The 17,154-nt window shown below is 38.0% G+C and carries 14 protein-coding genes; all 14 read left to right on the forward strand.

Translation table 11 applies throughout. The annotated features are described in order from the left end of the window. Nucleotides 1–648: 648 nt before the first annotated feature. Nucleotides 649–1,122 (forward strand): hypothetical protein, encoded by a 474-nt coding sequence (locus AC06G9_RS14755; protein WP_045753874.1) that lies wholly within the window; start codon nt 649–651, stop codon nt 1,120–1,122. Nucleotides 1,123–1,361: 239 nt separating this feature from the next. Next, nucleotides 1,362–2,159 (forward strand): hypothetical protein, encoded by a 798-nt coding sequence (locus AC06G9_RS14760; protein ID WP_480956578.1) that lies wholly within the window; start codon nt 1,362–1,364, stop codon nt 2,157–2,159. Between the two features lie 37 nt (nt 2,160–2,196). After that, the gene (gene secD / locus AC06G9_RS14765) at nt 2,197–4,329 is read left to right on the forward strand and encodes a protein translocase subunit SecD (protein ID WP_480956579.1); all 2,133 of its coding nucleotides are present in this window, start codon (nt 2,197–2,199) and stop codon (nt 4,327–4,329) included. A 143-nt stretch (nt 4,330–4,472) separates the two neighbouring features. Next, complete coding sequence (locus AC06G9_RS14770) at nt 4,473–4,913, forward strand: MarR family winged helix-turn-helix transcriptional regulator (protein WP_045753876.1); 441 nt, start codon at nt 4,473–4,475, stop codon at nt 4,911–4,913. A 1-nt stretch (nt 4,914) separates the two neighbouring features. Then, nucleotides 4,915–5,919: an NAD(P)/FAD-dependent oxidoreductase gene (locus AC06G9_RS14775; RefSeq protein WP_045753877.1), complete on the forward strand. Its 1,005-nt coding sequence runs from the start codon at nt 4,915–4,917 to the stop codon at nt 5,917–5,919. A 2-nt stretch (nt 5,920–5,921) separates the two neighbouring features. Next, nucleotides 5,922–6,251: a 2Fe-2S iron-sulfur cluster-binding protein gene (locus AC06G9_RS14780; RefSeq protein ID WP_248753249.1), complete on the forward strand. Its 330-nt coding sequence runs from the start codon at nt 5,922–5,924 to the stop codon at nt 6,249–6,251. Nucleotides 6,252–6,517: 266 nt separating this feature from the next. Next, nucleotides 6,518–7,837 (forward strand): NAD(P)/FAD-dependent oxidoreductase, encoded by a 1,320-nt coding sequence (locus AC06G9_RS14785; protein WP_480956580.1) that lies wholly within the window; start codon nt 6,518–6,520, stop codon nt 7,835–7,837. A gap of 1 nt (nt 7,838) precedes the next feature. Next, on the forward strand, nt 7,839–9,494 hold the full coding sequence (locus AC06G9_RS14790; protein ID WP_045753880.1) for a DNA polymerase/3'-5' exonuclease PolX: 1,656 nt from the start codon (nt 7,839–7,841) through the stop codon (nt 9,492–9,494). An 85-nt stretch (nt 9,495–9,579) separates the two neighbouring features. Next, nucleotides 9,580–11,238 (forward strand): M1 family metallopeptidase, encoded by a 1,659-nt coding sequence (locus AC06G9_RS14795; protein WP_480956581.1) that lies wholly within the window; start codon nt 9,580–9,582, stop codon nt 11,236–11,238. A 171-nt stretch (nt 11,239–11,409) separates the two neighbouring features. After that, nucleotides 11,410–12,435: a rod shape-determining protein gene (locus tag AC06G9_RS14800; protein WP_021191193.1), complete on the forward strand. Its 1,026-nt coding sequence runs from the start codon at nt 11,410–11,412 to the stop codon at nt 12,433–12,435. A gap of 89 nt (nt 12,436–12,524) precedes the next feature. Then, entirely contained in the window at nt 12,525–13,367 is an 843-nt protein-coding gene (gene mreC, locus AC06G9_RS14805; protein ID WP_248753246.1) for a rod shape-determining protein MreC, read from the forward strand. Beyond that, nucleotides 13,360–13,875 carry a hypothetical protein gene (locus tag AC06G9_RS14810; protein WP_045753828.1) on the forward strand — a complete coding sequence of 172 codons (516 nt, stop codon included), beginning with the start codon at nt 13,360–13,362 and terminating at the stop codon, nt 13,873–13,875. Before mreC ends, AC06G9_RS14810 begins: the two co-directional genes overlap by 8 nt. Nucleotides 13,876–13,908: 33 nt before the next feature. Continuing rightward, nucleotides 13,909–15,885 carry a penicillin-binding protein 2 gene (mrdA, locus tag AC06G9_RS14815; RefSeq protein ID WP_480956582.1) on the forward strand — a complete coding sequence of 659 codons (1,977 nt, stop codon included), beginning with the start codon at nt 13,909–13,911 and terminating at the stop codon, nt 15,883–15,885. Next, nucleotides 15,878–17,143, forward strand: coding sequence for a rod shape-determining protein RodA (rodA, locus tag AC06G9_RS14820; protein ID WP_045753826.1), 1,266 nt, complete (start codon nt 15,878–15,880; stop codon nt 17,141–17,143). The genes mrdA and rodA overlap by 8 nt, the downstream gene beginning before the upstream one ends. Nucleotides 17,144–17,154: the final 11 nt, after the last annotated feature.

The following is a 17,154-nucleotide window of genomic DNA, read 5'->3' on the forward strand; positions in this document are numbered from 1 at the left end:
TATTGGGTTTTCTATTTGCCAGGCAAAATTAAGAATAATTCATGAAAAACGAAAATTATTTTGACTAATTACATTGAAATGATTAATATAACTTAAGCTTAACATAGCTGGCTAGATAAAATGATCACATTTTAAAAAGACAAACAAGATCTACCACAACATTTTTTCAACCTGATACCACTTCTACATAATTCTGTAGACCATCCATGGCTTTTTAATATCGTAATTATATAAGCGAGCAAATCGCTCATATTTTATGGTCTAGATCATCCATATCAAACGACCCTGTGTTTTTAGATGAATATTGCTCTATCTATAGCCGCACTCCAGGGATCCGCACCGCTGATCCTGTGTATTTATTAGGTATATCTATAGACTTCTTGTTGTGTTCCAATAACAATGGATCAATTTTTATAAAGAAAAAAAATGAATATAGTTGGTGACATCATGCCGATTATCGCAATGATCTTACCTCAAAAAAAACAACTTAATAACTCATTGTCAAAATATTACCTTAATCAAGATCGTTAACGGCATCCTTCAACATTCTTTTGCATTCCCTTATTTTTTCTTGTCCTCAATCTCTACTTACAACTTTTGGCAAGCTATTTGCACACTAAGTCTGAATTGAATTTAAAAACACATATTATGAAAAAAGTATTACTATCAATGGCTGCAGTTGCCATATTAGCATTAGGAGCACAAGAGGCTAAAGCTCAATCACCACAACGCGCGGCTATCGGTGTTGTATTTGATGGTACAGTAGGTGATTTATGGGGTGTTCAATACAAACAATCTATGGGTGGTGCAAATAATGGTCAAGCACAAATTATGTTTGATGACCATGTTGTTGCAGTTGGAGCTGATTACCAATATGCAAGACCATTCTCAGGCACTAACGGTTTAGGTTGGTATGCAGGTATTGGTGCACAGTTATCATTTATTGATGCTGGCGATAACCAAACTTGGGTAGCTTTACGTCCACAATTAGGTTTGGAATTTAAAATTCCTGCAGCACCTATCGGTCTTCACGCAGATTGGAAACCAGATTGGAGATTAAATCACGGTAATGATTTTGATGCATCCACTTTTTCTTTCGGTATTAAATATACATTAAGATAGGTAGAATTGCATGATGCATAAAAAAGCCTCCCCAAAAGGGAGGCTTTTTCTATTTAAAGTAAATAGCGTAACCTATTGATTGTAAATTAATCGCTTTTTATCATAAGCTTAATCAAATAAAGCTTTTCATTTTACAAAATTTTTATACCTTTGGCATTCTTGGAGAATTGTAATTTTCAAACAAGAATGAGTTATCAATTATATCATATAATATCAAACTAATACACTAAAAACAGACGATGCAAGGTAAAGGGCTGATTAAATTTTTGGTGATAGCGGTATCTATAGCATGTCTATACGCCCTATCATTCACTTTTGTAACCCGCAAAGTTGAGCGTGATGCTGAGAATTATGCACAAGGAGATATGGCACGTGAAAAATCGTACCTAGACTCTATCGCTGGCGAGGTTGTTTACAATTTAGGTTTTGCAAAATACACCTACAGAGAAGCTAAAGCACAAGAATTGGCTTTAGGACTGGATCTAAAAGGAGGTATGAACGTGACGATGGAAATCTCAATCGATGAGTTGATTCGTAACTTAGCAGATAATCCTAAAGACGAGAAATTCAATGCGGCACTTACAGCTGCAATTTCGAAAAGTAAAACAAGTCAAAAATCTCTAGTAAATTTATTCATTGAAGAATATAAAGCTACGGGTAGTACGACTCCACTCTCAACTTATTTCGCGACTAAAGATAATGCATCTTTAATCAAAGCGGGGGACTCTGATAGACAATTGGAATCTTTTTTACAAAAAGAAGCTGACAATGCTATCCAAAATTCATACAAAGTACTTCGTACACGTATTGATAAGTTTGGAGTTGCTTCTCCTAACATCCAGATTCAACAAGGTACAAACCGTATTTTAATTGAATTACCAGGTGTGAATGATGAGCAGCGTGTCCGTAAATTATTACAGGGATCGGCCAAGTTAGAGTTTTACGAAACTCACGCTAATCAGGAGGTGTATCCTTTGTTGGAAAACATCAACAAAACCTTATCTGCAACTTTAAAAAGTAGCTCCTACGGAGGATAAAGCAACAACAGATTCGACTAAAAAATCAGATGATTTATTGGCGAACTTAGGTGCAAATAAAAACACGAAAGATAGTGCTACGACAAAATTATCGCAAGATAACCCATTGTTTGATGTGTTGAGACCTGCTGTTTACATGGGCGAGAATCAACAAATGGCTTTGATGCCTGGAGCAATGGTGGGTAGTGCAGATCTAAAAGATACCGCAAAAGTAAATGCTTTTTTAAACAGACCTGAGGTTAAATCGATTATTCCAGGAAATTTAAAATTGCTATGGTCGGTAAAACCAGAAGCTAAAACACCCAATATCCTTTCTTTATATGCCATCAGACCTGCAGGTGCGGATAATGGCCCTGTTTTAACAGGTGACGTTATTACCAATGCTCGTGACGAATTTAATGAAAGAAACGAACCTGTTGTTTCCATGCAAATGAACAGCGAAGGTGCTCGTGAATGGAAAAAAATTACCGCTAAAGCAGCACAAGGTCACCAATCGATCGCTATCGTGCTTGATAATGTCGTATATTCAGCACCCGGTGTGAATGAAGAGATCGCTGGTGGTAATTCATCCATCTCAGGTTCATTTACCGTTGAAGACACAAAAGATTTAGCAAACGTATTAAAGGCTGGTCGTTTACCAACAACTGCTAAAATCGTTGAAGAGGCAATTGTAGGTCCAACTTTAGGACAGTCGGCAATTGATTCGGGTGTAAATTCAGCAGTGATCGGTATCGTATTGGTTCTTGTATTCATGATCGCCTATTACAATACTGCAGGTTTGGTAGCAAACGTTGCTGTTCTTGTAAACGTATTCTTTATCATGGGGGTATTAGCATCATTAAATGCTGTACTGACGTTACCTGGTATCGCGGGTATCGTATTGACAATGGGTACCGCGGTGGATGCCAACGTACTGATTTACGAACGTATACGTGAGGAATTAGCGGGCGGCAAGTCAATCCGTCAAGCTGTTGCCGATGGTTACAAACACGCATTACCTTCGATCTTAGATTCACAGATTACAACCTTCTTAGTTGGTTTAGTATTATTCTTCTTCGGAACAGGTCCGATTTTAGGATTTGCAACCACATTAATGGTGGGTATCATCACCTCATTATTCACCGGCATCTTCCTGACTCGTATTATTTTTGAGTGGATGTTGGAGCGTGACATGAAAATTAAAGTTTCCTTCCCTTGGTCTGCGAAAACATTGCAAAATGCCAATTTCCAATTCATCAAGAAAAGAAAAGGACTTTACATCGTTTCTATTGTTGTCGTTATCGCTTGTTTTGCATCGATCTTCATTAAAGGATTTAGTCAAGGGGTCGATTTCCAAGGAGGACGTACCTATACCATTCGTTACGACAAACCTGTAGATCTAGAAGCTGTACGTGAAAACTTAGATAATATCTTCCAAAAAACAACTGAGGTTAAAGTATTTGGAGCAGCAAACCAACTTCGTATCACCACGACTTATCATATTGATGAGACCTCTGACGAAGCAGATAAAGAAGTATTGACTAAATTGAATCAAGGATTATCTAAAGTAGATGCGAGCAACAAACATGAGATTCTTTCTTCTCAGAAAGTTGGACCGAGTATCGCTACAGATATGAAAGCAAGATCAATTTATGCCACTATCTTTGCCTTATTGATCATCGCAGTCTATATTTTAGTACGTTTCCGTAAATGGCAATATTCAGCAGGGGCTGCTATCGCAACCATTCATGATGCCATTATTGTATTGGGCTTGTTCTCTATTTTAGATGGTATCGTTCCATTTTCATTAGATATTGACCAGCATTTTATTGCCGCTATTTTAACGGTATTAGGGTATTCTGTCAATGATACAGTAGTTGTATTTGACCGTATCCGTGAAGATTTGAATAAACCAAATGCTTTAAATAAAGATTTTGGTGAAACGATCAACCACGCGATCAATACCACATTAAGTAGAACAGTGATTACGTCGTTGACTATTGTATTCGTATTAGCCGTATTATTCATTTTCGGTGGTGAAGTGATCAGAGGATTCTCTTTCGCTATCTTAATTGGTATTATTGTAGGTACTTATTCATCGATATTCTTAGCTGCACCAGCAGTATACGATTTGAGTAAAGGAAAACACTTGGCAGACGCTCCTAAAAAAGCTGAACCGGTGACTCCATAATTTAAATTTATCATAAATTGTAAAAGGCTTTCAGATATAACTGAAAGCCTTTTTTATTTTACAATATATTCACATAATACTTGTTGCACGAAGTATTTATTGATTATATTTGTTGTACTAAATATTAGTATACAAATATTTAAATGCAAGACGAAAAATTCAACCGATACTCTTTCATTTTAGAAAGAACAGCAAAAAAAGTAAAACAATTTGCACAAAATTCTTTTACTGAAAATGACTTTGACATCACGGTAGATCAATGGACCATCATGAAAACACTTTATGAAAATGATGATCTATTGCAAAAAGAACTCGCTGAAAAGTGTTGTAAAGATCAGCCTACCCTGACCCGTATTGTTGACCTATTAATAAAAAAAGGATTGACAGAACGTGTCATTCATCCCTCTGATCGCCGCAGTATCTATTTGCATTTGACAGATGAAGGTCGAAAAAAAGTAGAAGCCTACTCTCCAATCGTTGCAAACATCCGCATGAAGGCTTGGGAAAATTTAACCGATGATGACTTTACTGCATTCACGCGTATACTGGATAAAATTTATAACAACTTAAGTAATAAAATTTGATATGATTACAACGGACATTTGTATTATAGGAGCTGGACCAGTAGGTCTATTTGCTGTATTTGAAGCAGGTTTGTTAAAGATGAGATGTCATCTTATTGATGTTTTACCTCAAGTCGGTGGTCAGCTCTCCGAAATCTATCCACATAAGCCGATATACGATATACCGGGGTATCCCACGATACGAGCACAGGAACTGATTGACAATCAAATGAAACAAATCGAGCCATTCCATCCCACATTTACACTTGGAGAACGTGTGGAAGGTCTCGAAAAACAAGATGATGGTTCATATATCGTTATTAGCTCCGAAGGAACACGCATACATTGTCAAGTTGTCGTTATAGCAGGTGGTTTAGGATGTTTTGAGCCTCGTAAGCCCGAGTTGCCCCATTTAGCCCAATACGAAAGAAAAGGTGTTGATTATATGGTCAAAAATCCAGAGACTTATCGCGATAAAAAGATTATCATCGCCGGTGGTGGAGACTCTGCCTTAGACTGGGCGATCTATTTAGCTGATATCGCAAAAGAATTGACATTAATACATCGCAGTGATTCTTTCCGAGGAGCACCAGACTCTGCCGACAAGGTTTTCGAGCTTGCTCAAAAAGGAGCGATCAATCTGTTATTGTCCCACAATCTGGCAGATGTGCATGGCTCAGATCGTCTATCGCATGTAATCGCGATCAATAAACAGAAAGAAGAAGTCCGCATGGAGGCCGATTATTTTATACCGTTATTTGGTTTAACACCAAAACTGGGACCGATTGCGGACTGGGGTCTACAGATTGAAAAAAATGCGATTGAGGTCAATACATATGATTACTCAACCAATATCGAACGTATCTATGCCATTGGAGATATCAATACCTATCCAGGTAAATTAAAATTGATTTTATGCGGATACCATGAAGCGGCATTAATGGCACAAAGTGCTTTTAAATATGTGTATCCCGAACAAAAACTAAGTTTCAAATATACCACTGTAAATGGCATCAATACTTTTTAGTTATGGACAATATTATTGAAATAGAAATTGAAGATCGGGATGGTACCGTTCAAAAAATTGAAGTTCCTACAGATGTCAACTTATCTTTAATGGAATTGTTAAAAGCATCCGAGTATGAGGTGTTAGCCACTTGTGGAGGAATGGCTCTTTGCGCCACCTGCCATGTACAGATCAAATCAGGAGGAGAACATTTATCAGAACCCCAAGACCAGGAGCTCGATATGCTAGATACTTTACCAGATGCCGACGACGATAGCCGACTCGCTTGCCAACTGAGATTAACCAACGAAAATGAAGGCTTAAGTATTAAAATAAAAGGCGCATTACAATAAGAAATTATTCAAAGTGTACTTTTTACACCCAATTTTTAAAATATCCACGCAAACAGAATTAATGAACTATGCAATTAATTCTGTTTGCAAGACACTGATTAACAAGTAGTAATAAAATAAACAAAATAAAAAAACAGCTTGTTCTCCATAAATATGACAATAAAAAGCAAGTATATATAAAGATATTTTAGTTTTTTGAATGAAAAATTAAGATATTTGCAGAAGGATTACACGTTTCCGAATATTTTATATAAATTTCAAATAATATGCTAAGCAATCGTTCAGATAGAAAATTCCCAAGAGTGGTCATTATTGGTGCTGGTTTTGGTGGAATTGAAGTTGCTAAAAAGTTAAAAAATAAGGAAGTAGAAGTACTATTATTAGATCGAAATAATTTTCATACTTTCCAACCCTTAATGTATCAAGTAGCTACAGGTACATTGTCTGCAGATTCGATCTCATTCCCTATCCGTAAGATGTTCAAATCTCAGGAGAATTTTAGTTTCCGAATTGCAGAAGTCAATCATATCGATGCGATCAACAAAACGGTTCAAACCAATATTGGTGATTTTGAATATGATTTTTTAGTCGTTGCCACAGGAGCTACGACCAATTTCTTTGGTAATCAGCAAATCGCAAAATATGCCTTACCGATGAAAAGCATTCAGGAAGCATTGAATATCCGTAGCTATGTGTTACAAAATCTGGAAAAAGCAGTTCAAATTTCAAATCCAGAGGAGCGTAAACCATTTTTAAACTTTGTCATTGTCGGTGGAGGTCCCACAGGTGTTGAGCTTTCCGGTGCAATTGCTGAGATCAGAAATAACATCTTAGAAAAAGATTATCCCGAATTACGCAAAGAAGAAATGAACGTTTACTTGGTCGAAGGCCAAAGTAAAGTTTTAGCTAATTTGTCTGAAAAATCTTCCGAAGATTCGGAAAAATACCTAAAAGCATTAGGTGTTAAAATATTATTAAATGTTTCTGTAACAGGATTTGATGGCACTGCAATCTCTTTTGGTGATGGTAGCGCGATCGAGACAAAGACAGTGATCTGGGGTGCTGGAGTTGCAGGTCAATTTCCAGAAGGCTTCAAAAAAGAAAATATCCAACGTGGTAATCGTATCCAGACAGATGATCAATGCCGTGTCTTAGATATGGAAAATGTTTATGCAATTGGCGACGTATCCGCATTTATTACCGATGATCTACCTCGTGGATTGCCAGGTGTAGCCCCTGTAGCACAGCAACAAGGTAAATACGTTGCACAGCACATTAGCAATGTGATGGGCCAACGTTCAAATGAGAAATTCTCCTACTTCGACAAAGGTTCCATGGCGACTATTGGCCGTGCCAAAGCGGTGGTGGATATGGGTAAAATCCATTTTAACGGATTCTTCGGCTGGATCGTTTGGATGTTTGTTCACTTAATGTCTATTTTTGGTTTTAGAAACAAAGTCATTACCTTTATCAACTGGACAGTGAAATTTTTCACTAAAAACTCAGGTGTTCGATTAATCTTTTACAAGTACAATCAACCTGCTCCAGAAGTAAAAAACGATAATCAAGTCATAGAAAACAACTAAAATGGATAACAAGACAATTGCTAAAAAATTCAAATTATGTAGCCAGCTGATGGAATTGCATAATGAAAATCCTTTCCGAATAAAAGCAATTGCCAGTGCATCCTTTAAGTTAGATAAGCTACCCTTTCTGCTTGAAACCGCTTCTTTAGAAGAGATCAGCAGCCAACCCGGAATCGGAAAAAGCACGGCAGAAAAGGTTAAAAAATTAGCCGAAACTGGCTCATTCGATGAGTTAGATGCGATGTTAAGCATTACCCCAGAAGGAATTCTGGAAATGCTTAACATAAAAGGCTTAGGTCCCAAAAAAATACAAATTATCTGGACAGACCTTCAGATTGAGAGTGTGGGTGAGCTTTTATATGCCTGCAACGAAAATCGACTGATAGAAGCCAAAGGTTTTGGACTGAAAACACAAGAGGATATTAAAAAATCCATTGAATTTTCCATATCCAACCAAGGATGGTTTTTATATGCAAGAGTGCTGAAGAGTGCAGAAGCCGTCATTACAGCACTTGAAAACAGCCTATCTCCTGCCCTCATTTCCTTTACTGGAGAATTCCGTAGAAAATGTGAAGTATTAAGTTCGGTCGATATCCTATTAAGCGCAGATCGAGATAGCACCTTGGCCTATCTACATGCGCATTATCCTGATCAGGTAAATGAAGAGCTGGAGTATATCTCATTCCGAGATGAACTTGGGTTTTCCTTTCACCTCTACCTCTCCACAACAACAGAATTTTACCAACATCTGATCTTAACTACAGGTTCCAAAAAACACTTGGAACTATTAGATGAAAAGTTGATAACGGCTTTAAATTCGGAAGAAGAGCTCTATGCGGTACAAGGCTTGGATTATATTGAACCCGAACTTCGAGAAGGTCTGGATGAGGTGTTTTTGGCCAAAAACCATCAACTACCCAGATTGATCAATTTCGATGATCTGAAAGGCACTTTGCATAACCACTCTACCTACAGCGACGGGGTACATACCTTAGCTGAAATGGCTCGTTACGCGAAAGAAGAATTAGGGCTTAGCTATTTCGGAATCTGTGACCACTCCAAAACTGCTGTATATGCCAATGGTCTGCCGATAGACCGTGTACAAAAACAATGGGAAGAAATTGATCAGCTCAATCAGCAACTGGCGCCCTTTAAAATATTTAAAGGCATTGAGTCCGATATTTTAGCCGATGGTTCCTTAGATTATCCCGATGAGATTCTTGCCGGTTTTGATTTTGTCGTCGCTTCTGTCCACTCCAATCTCAAAATGGACGAAGAAAAAGCAACCGCCCGTTTGTTAAAAGCCATAGAAAATCCCTATACCACGATATTGGGACATCCTACCGGACGCCTTTTATTAAGCAGATCAGGCTATCCATTGGATTATAAAAAAATAATTGATGCCTGTGCTGCCCACAACGTTGTGATTGAAATCAATGCCAATCCATTACGCCTGGATTTAGATTGGCGATGGCATCGCTATGCCTTAGAAAAAGGCGTACTATTATCCATCAATCCAGATGCGCACCGTACCGAAGGTTTATTGGATATGCATTATGGAATATTTGTGGCAAGAAAAGGTGGATTAAGCGCCAAAAACTGTCTTAATAGCTTTACTTTAGCCGAAATTGAAAGCTTTTTTAACAAAAAAAGATAGACGATACCTAGGTTTAAAAAGTGTTCGTATTTTTTAAACTAGGTAAATTCTCTTATATTTAACGTTTATATCAATATCAAAAGCGTTGAAAAATCTATTCTATTTAATTGCACTATTTTTTTTCTATCCTTGTCTAGTCAACGGGCAATTATTATCAAACAAAACTGAATTTTCTCGTAAAGATTCTTTAAGAGGCCAATTGACCCCTTTAAGGACCTGCTATGATGTCACCTATTATCACCTCGATGTTGATGTCGACATCCCCACACGAAGCATTTCTGGCAGCAATCTCATTAAATTTAAAACCATACAGGATTTCAATCGCATACAGATTGATCTCTTTGATAATATGGCCATTGAAAAAATTATTTATCGGGGCAAAAAGTTAAGGTATTCCCGCGAATTTAATGCCGTGTTTATCGATTTCCCTATGCCCATAAAAGCCAATACCTTAGATTCTATCCAAGTATATTTCTCGGGCACGCCACATCAAGCCAATCGTGCCCCATGGGACGGCGGATTTGATTGGAAGAAAGACAGCAATAATAAGCCTTGGGTAGCGAGCGCAAACCAAGGTATTGGAGCGAGTCTATGGTGGCCCAATAAAGATCATCAGTCGGATGAACCGGATAGCGTGTTGATCTCGGTAACAGTACCCAAAGGACTGATGAATATCTCTAATGGTCGATTACGAAATATGGAAAGCATCGGTAAGAAAAAATCTAAATTCAACTGGTTTGTTTCCAACCCCATTAACAATTACAATATCGCCATCAATATCGGTGACTATGTTCATTTTCAAGATAGCTATCAGGGCGAAAAGGGAAAATTGGATATCGATTATTATGTATTGCGCGAAAATATAGATCGGGCAAAACCGCATTTTGAGGCCAATGTAAAACCGATGTTAAAAGCATTTGAATACTGGTTTGGCCCCTACCCTTTTTATGAAGACAGCTTCAAACTGATCGAAACATCGCACCTCGGCATGGAGCACCAAAGCGGCATTGCCTACGGCAACCGATTTTTGAATGGTTATCTGGGCAGAGATGGTTCGGGTACAGGATGGGGGTTGAAATGGGATTTTATCATTATCCATGAAGCTGGGCACGAGTGGTTTGGCAATAATATAACAGCAGCAGATATTGCTGATATGTGGATTCATGAAAGTTTCACCAATTATTCCGAATCCCTGTATATCGATTATTATTTCGGTAAAAAAGCGGGGCAGCAATATATTTATGGCAATCGAAGAGCCATTCAAAATGATAAACCCATACAAGGTCAATATCATGTCAATAACGAAGGCTCCGGAGATATGTACAATAAAGGCGGTGTCCTGCACAACATGATTAGAACCATCATAGCAGATGATGATAAATGGCGAGCTATTCTGAGAGGATTAAACGCTAAGTTTTATCATCAACAAGTTAATTATGATGATATTGTGCATTACATCAATCAAGAATCGGGTATAAATTTCAGTTCTATTTTTGAGCAATATGTCAAGACTACTTCCATTCCTGTGCTGTACATTTCAGAGACAAAAGATGGAAAAGTTCAAGCTAAATGGAAAAATACAGTCGCCAATTTTCAGATGCCGATCTATATCGGGACTTCAGATAATACTTTAAAAGCAATTAATATCACTAACGACGATCAAACATTAGATATTCCCAATCTAACAAAAAAAAATGTAAAGATTGACACTTTTAATTACTACATTGACGTACAGAAAAATTAATTTCGAAGTAAAAACATAAGAAAATGCCTTATTAAACGTTTACTTGTTATCATCTTACAGCTCCTCAAAAGAGTTCTAATTTATCAATAAAAAAAATCAAGACTTACCTTCAAAAACTAATAATTTTTAGTAGGTTTGCATATTCATAAAAAGTAGTTTACAATACAGCAAATGGGTTTATTTAACTGGTTTACACAAGAAGTTGCCATCGATTTAGGTACCGCAAATACCTTAATCATTTATAATGACAAAGTAGTAGTTGATGAACCTTCAATTGTGGCTTTTGATCGTACGACAAACAAAGTAATTGCAATCGGACGTCAGGCAATGCAAATGGAGGGAAAGACACACGATAATATAAAAACAGTACGTCCGCTTCGTGATGGTGTTATTGCAGATTTTACAGCCGCAGAGCACTTGATTCGCGGAATGGTAAAATTGGTCAATAATGGAAAAAGCTGGTTCTTTCCTTCTCTAAGAATGGTGGTCTGTATCCCCTCAGGAATTACTGAAGTAGAGAAACGTGCCGTACGCGATTCTGCAGAAATTGCAGGAGCAAAAGAAGTATATCTGATCCACGAACCGATGGCAGCCGCAGTAGGTATTGGGATTGATGTGGAAGAGCCCATGGGTAACATGATTATTGATATCGGTGGTGGAACCACAGAGATTGCCGTGATTGCCCTTTCCGGTATTGTTTGTGACCAGTCGATCCGCGTTGCAGGAGATAACTTCGATTCTGATATCGTACAATATATCCGTAGACAGCACAATATCATGATCGGTGAGCGTACAGCTGAGAAGATTAAAATCGAAGTTGGAGCCGCACTTCCAGAATTGCAAGATCCACCTGAAGATTTCGCCGTTCAAGGTCGTGATCTGATGACTGGTATCCCCAAACAAATTACAGTTTCCTATACAGAAATTGCCCATTGTTTAGATAAATCCATTTCGAAAATTGAAGAAGCAATTTTAAAAGCTTTAGAAATCACTCCTCCGGAATTGTCCGCAGATATTTACCAGACAGGTATTTACCTGACAGGTGGTGGAGCACTTTTAAGAGGATTAGATCGTAGAATTCAAGCCAAAACAAAATTACCAGTTCATATTGCAGAAGATCCTCTTCGTGCAGTAGTCCGCGGTACAGGCATCGCATTAAAGAATATCGGAAGATTTAAATTCTTAATGCAATCATAATTGCCACAACATAAAATTTTATATGCGATATAGTTGATTTTTCACTATATCGCTTCTTTATTAAATAGCAAAGTAATAATTAATAAACAATGAGAAACCTCTGGTTATTTCTGAGACGTTATAACGCATTTTTTTGGTTTATCCTATTTTTTGGATTTTCAGTGTTTCTGGTTGTTACTAACAATACTTTCCAGCGTGCTAGTGCGCTCAATTCATCCAATCATATTATTGGGCATATCTATGAAAAAGTAAATTCATGGAAAAGCTACTTATCACTTACCGAAACCAATGATCAATTGGTCAAAGAAAATGCAAGTCTAAGAACGCAGCTGGAGAATTACTTAACCACAGATACCGTCGCGATGGCAAAAAGCCCTGTTATTGACAGTAGCGAATTTGGTCGATATGAATTTATCATTGCAAGTGTAACGAACAATAGTATTCATCAAAAAAGCAATTACCTGACTATCAACAAAGGTTCCCTAGCCGGCATCGAAAAAGGAATGGGTGTACTGGCTCCAAATGGCGTAGTCGGCATTGTGCTCAATGTGACCCCACACTTTTCAACAGTACAGTCACTCTTACATCCGGACACCAAAATATCTGTAACATTAGCCAACACCGAGGTGTTTGGTTCTTTGGTGTGGGGAAGTAATGTCGATTATCGTTTTGCAATGGTCAAAGAAATCCCCAATCATGTCAAAGTGAAGACAGCTGAAAAAGTTTATACATCAGGCTATTCGGGGCACTTTCCAAAAGGCATTCTTGTTGGAGCTGTGGTCGAGACTGGAATATCATCAGGAGATTCTTTTCTGGATTTACGCATCCTGTTAAGTACCAATTTCTCCAACCTACACCATGTCTACGTAGTAAAAGATTTATTTGCAAAAGAATTAAAACAATTAGAAGAAACGAATCAGGATAATGGCTAGAATATTACTATTTAATATCATTCGATTTTTGGTACTTATTGCCATGCAAGTATTTTTATTCAAAAATATAGGCTATTATAATCTGGCAAGCCCTTTCCCGTACATTCTATTTATTTTTTTGCTTCCTACTGGAATATCCAATTTTCTACTCTTTACAATTGCATTTTTAACGGGTTTGACAGTTGATGCTTTTTATGATACACTTGGTGTCAATGCCGCAGCTTGTGTAGCACTGGCAGCTTATCGGGTATTCTTCATGAAAATTACGATTGAAAATGATATGGATACATTCATTACCCCATTATTGGGTGAAATGAATTTTAAATGGTTCCTATCCTATACCTTTTTTGGAACACTGATTCACCACTTTGTTCTGGTTTTATTAGAAACATTTAGTTTCAAACAGTTTCAATACACATTAGCAACTATTGGTTTAAGTTGTATCTTTACAATGGCTATTCTGCTCATTTTCAGTTTTCTTTTCTATAAAAGAAAGAGCAGAATTTAAGAGTTCCATTGCTAAACAAAGGATAAAGAGTCTATGAACAGTTTTTTCGCACGTAAATTTGTCATTCAAGGCATTATTATTAGTATTGCATTATTAATAATCGCTCGACTATTTTATCTCCAGATCATTGACGATTCTTACATTCATTCGGCCAATAGCAATGTTATGCGTAAGGTTGTTGTCTATCCGGCTCGCGGAGTTATTTTAGATCGTACCGGACAAGTTCTGGTGCAAAATGAACCCGTATATGACCTCATGGTTACGCCGAGAGAAGCAAAAGATATAGATACGGCATTATTATGTCAACTCATCGAAATTGATAAGGAAGGTTTTATTAAACGCATGGATAAAGCACGAGCCCATTCGCCTTATCGTGCTTCTATATTTGAAAAACAATTATCTTCCCGTACCTATGCACATTTGCAAGAATACCTCTACCGCTTTAGAGGATTTTATGTGCAAAATAGAACCGTCCGTAGTTATCCGGATAGTATTGCTGCCCAGTTTTTGGGTTATGTCAATGAAGTAACAGAAAAAGATATTGAAAAATCAAACGGTTTTTACCGTCCTGGAGATTATATAGGCAGAAGTGGTGTCGAGCGCTCGTATGAAGACCTCTTAAGAGGAAAAAGAGGCGTCAAAAATCTGATGGTCGATGCGCTCAATAGACCCAAAGGCGTATTTATGGAGGGCCGGTACGATACCTTAGCTGTTTCGGGAGAAGGATTGGTTTCTTCATTGGACAAAGAACTGCAGATCTTGGGTGAGAAACTGATGAAAAATAAGTTAGGATCCATTGTGGCCATAGAACCTTCAACGGGTGAAGTCCTTACCTATGTCAGCAGCCCAAGTTACAACCCGAATGATATGGTGGGGCGTGAAACAGGCAATAATTACATGAAATTATTAAACGATGAAAGTAAACCTTTATTTAATCGTCCTATTCAGGCATCCTACCCTCCTGGGTCCGTATTTAAAGTCGTCGCTGCCCTAACGGCTCAACAGGCTGGCGTGATTGATGAAAACACCACGTTCTTTTGTCCTCACGGTTATAGCTATGGCGGCGGAAGAGGTTTTATGCGTTGTACCCATTACCACGGAGCGACTTCTTTGATCAGATCCATACAAGTGTCTTGTAATACCTATTATGGGTATACTTACGCTAAAATGATAGATTCCAGAGGTTTATCAGGACCAAAGGCTTACGATCTTTGGTATGAAGCCATTTCCAAATTTGGTATCGGTCATCGCTTAGGCATTGATTTACCGGGAGAAAACGCAGGTTTGTTATATAAATCTGATCATTTCACTAAAAGCTACAGAAATGACAAATGGCGTTCGGCATTTAATATCTCCCTATCCATCGGCCAAGGTGAAATGGGTGTCACTCCTCTTCAAATGGCCAATATCATGGCTATTGTAGCCAACAGAGGGTTTTATTACCGTCCGCATCTCATTAAAGCTATCGGGGATAAAAAGATCGTCAAAAAAGAGTTTACAGAAAAAATATCAGCAGGCGTCGATGCTAAATATTATACGCCGGTAATCGAAGGATTGAGCCGAGCTGTCAACATGGGCGAGGGAACTGCTTTTGCCAATCGAATTGCAGGTCTTGAAATGTGTGGAAAGACAGGGACAGCACAAAACCCACATGGTAAAGATCACGCTGTATTTTTCGCTTTCGCTCCACGCGATAATCCTAAAATAGCCATTGCGGTATTTGTTGAAAATGCAGGCTATGGTGGTGTATGGGCAGGCCCCATCGCCAGTATGATGGTTGAAAAATACATCAAGGATACCATTACGATGCCGAAACATATACAAGACCGTATTTACAATGCTAATTTTATGCCTGCTCCAAAAGCAGATCCTAAAAAAGCGGAAATAAAAAAAACAACGGATTCAACTAAATCCAAAAAAGATACCACAAAAAGTGTCAACCGCATTGCTGCAGTAACAACAAGGGAGACAATCGTTCATCATAGTGCCGTAAATAGAAGTCATGAATAACCAAAAAAACAGTTTTTTCGGAAAAATAGACTGGTTAACCATTTCGCTCTGGTTGGCTTTATGTTTGATCGGTTGGTTCAATATTCATGCAGCAGTATATGATCCAGAAAATCCGGGCTTGTTTAATATGGCCACCAACTATGGTAAGCAATCCATGTATATTGCTTCTGCATTGATCATTGGCATTACCATATTAATTATAGATGCCAAATTTTTCAGTTCTGCATCTCCAGTTATCTATGCAGTAGTTGTTTTACTCCTAATTGCCGTACTGGTCATCGGTAGAAATGTTGGAGGAAATCAAGCATGGATCCCTATCGGGAGTTTCAGGCTTCAACCCTCCGAATTTGGAAAACTAGCGACCTGTCTATTGCTGGCCAATTATTTGAGTTCTCAGAGCAATAAAAATCCAAATATGCATACGTTAGCCATTGGTGCTGGTATTGTATTATTTCCGGTATTCCTGGTTATGCTCCAGCCCGATACAGGTTCTGCCCTCGCCTTCTTTTCCCTTATCTTTGTATTCTATCGCGAAGGATATGTCAATAACAGTTTGCTTATTTTCGGAGGCCTGTGTATTGTGTTGTTTGTCATGGCGCTTTTGGTCAATGCCTGGATCTTAATTGGCATACTCGCTGTACTGGCAGGATTCTTTATGTGGACATTTAGAAAAAAGCGGAAAAACTTAATCAATATCGGGATTATTTTTGCTGCGTCTGCGGTATTTATATTATCCGTGGATCTGGTCTATAATCATGTTTTACAGTCACATCAAAGAAATCGTATCGATATCATCCTGGGAAAAATGGATGATCCAAGAGGACAGGGTTATAATTTAAATCAATCTAAGATAGCAATTGGTTCCGGTCAGCTTTGGGGAAAAGGATATCTGCAAGGTACACAGACCAAATATAACTTCGTTCCCGAGCAGAGTACTGATTTTATTTTCTGTACGGTGGGCGAGGAATGGGGATTTGTAGGCTCCTTATTTCTGATCGGCATTTATCTGACATTGTTGCTCCGCATCATTCATATTGCAGAACGACAGCGTTCGGCCTTTGCCCGTATTTATGCATATGGTGTGGCTTCCATCCTCTTTTTCCACTTCTTTATCAATATCGGCATGACCATCGGGATAGTACCTGTTATTGGTATTCCTTTACCGTTCATTAGCTATGGAGGATCGTCCTTATGGAGTTTCACCATCTTGCTCTTCATTATGCTAAAATTTGATTCCAATAGAAAAGGAGTCGTTTAAAACCACTCCTT

The organism is Sphingobacterium sp. MAE (genome assembly GCF_056711605.1).